The organism is Myroides odoratimimus (genome assembly GCF_030326305.1).
GTDB classification, from domain to species: Bacteria; Bacteroidota; Bacteroidia; order Flavobacteriales; family Flavobacteriaceae; genus Flavobacterium; species Flavobacterium odoratimimum_A.
The window spans coordinates 1-1727 of record NZ_JACAKB010000074.1 but is presented as its reverse complement, the minus strand read 5'-3'; the positions used below and the strand labels follow the sequence as shown (position 1 = coordinate 1727).

2 protein-coding genes are annotated in these 1727 nt (G+C 27.4%); both read left to right on the top strand.

All coding sequences use genetic code 11. The features are described 5' to 3' along the window. The first annotated feature begins 163 nt into the window (after nucleotides 1-163). Nucleotides 164-544: a DUF7659 family protein gene (locus tag HX049_RS18325; protein ID WP_286417819.1), complete on the top strand. Its 381-nt coding sequence runs from the start codon at nucleotides 164-166 to the stop codon at nucleotides 542-544. A gap of 198 nt (nucleotides 545-742) precedes the next feature. Then, nucleotides 743-1210, top strand: coding sequence for a hypothetical protein (locus tag HX049_RS18320; RefSeq protein ID WP_286417818.1), 468 nt, complete (start codon nucleotides 743-745; stop codon nucleotides 1208-1210). Nucleotides 1211-1727: the final 517 nt, after the last annotated feature.

The window sequence follows — 1727 nt, the reverse complement described above, 5'->3', positions numbered from 1 at the left end:
CGCCGTATATTAGCAGTATAGAAATAGAGAGAGAAACAACTCAACGCTCTTTGACTTATTGAAATTCAACCTTTTAATTAATACGTACGTACGTAAGTACATACGTAAAACAAAATAAAAATCAATTTATTAATCGAGGAGCATCCTCACAAAACAAAACAAGATGAAAGATTTAAGTGATTATTTAAATTCAACTAGTGATATAGTTGAGAAAGCAGGAGCTTTTTATGCGTTTAGTAATGAACAATTAGAGAAGCAGGCTAAAGAGGGAGTGCAATATATTGCACTAGGTTCTGGACTAATATGTCCTAAAGACAATGCTAAACAGTTACAGTCTGATATGTTTGATAAACTAAATAAGGCAGTTCAACAGGATATTAAAGAAAACGGAATAGATTCAATTATTAGACGAGAACTTTATAATCATGAAGCTATATACACTAATGATATAGATAGTACTGTAGATGCACTAGAGATATATAACATCGATATAGAAGATATATATCGAATTTATTATGAAGAAATAAGAAAACAAGATGAATAAGATTTACTTTAATACTCCTGTAATTGATACTATAGTTATATTGATAGGTTTGATACTATTAATTCTTTATTTAGCTTATAAAGAGAGAATAGATAAAAAACGTTAATTTGTAATGAACAAAGCAAGTCATTTTAAGGCTTGCTTTGTTATTAATAATTTTAAACAGAACTGCAACTGTTACAAATAGCATTGAAGATTATGAAAACAAAACACTGGATTTTTATTAGTGCCCTTTTTTTGATAATGGGTATTTCTTTTAGAGTAATATATACTTATGAAAAAGTTGAAAATCAAAAAATAGAGACTCAACTAAAAATATTAGAAACTCCTCAAGAGAGGCAAATTAGAGTTGAAAAAGAGCTTCAACAAACTAATGAAACGGCTGTCAAAAATCAAGAATCTTTTTTTGAAATGACTAATAAAAAGCCTATAAATACCGATAAAGGGAGAACTGAAGTTTTAAAGGAGAATATTATCCCTTTTTCTTTATTATATGTTGGTTTTTTGTTGTTTTTAGTTTTTTTAGTTTATACTTCTATAAAAGAATACAAGAAGAGTAAAAAGGAAAATGATTCATTTAATTGGGGCACTTTAATTACAATAATTTTACTATCTATCGTATCATTAGGAATAATACAAGAGATTCTAATTTGGATTTTAGCTTAATAGAGAGACAGTCACTAAGAGAAAAGATATACACTTTAATCGATCTGAAAAATGGCAAGAGTCTGAAACAGGAGAAAATTATGAAATTAGAACTCAAGAATTAGAATCTATATTAGAGGATCTAGAAAATGTAATTTCAGACTTTGAAGAATGGAACGAAAACAGTTAGAATTAAAAATATACTTAGAGCAGAAACACAACTGTTATAAATAGTGTTTGAAATTATGGAAAATTTATCCGATTCTATCCCATGGGTGTTTATTATTGCACTAGGTTTACTTATACTTGGGACACTAATAGCTATTAAGAGGAGTCCAGAAGTAAATCCAATGTTTTTTATTAAAGCATCTTTAAAATATCTATTCTATATATCAATATTGGTAGGTTTATGGTTTTTAGCTTTAAAATATTTACAGTAAAATAATTTAAAGCAAATTATTAATGTTTTTAAGCACCTTTCGGGGTGCTTTTTTTATTTACAGGAGTAAGTATTTATATATTCAAACTCTCACAAAAC

Excerpts from the sequence above, each read along its gene's own strand:
- HX049_RS18325 (WP_286417819.1), top strand. The coding sequence starts at position 164 with ATGAAAGATTTAAGTGATTATTTAAATTCAACTAGTGATATAGTTGAG.
- HX049_RS18320 (WP_286417818.1), top strand. The coding sequence starts at position 743 with ATGAAAACAAAACACTGGATTTTTATTAGTGCCCTTTTTTTGATAATG.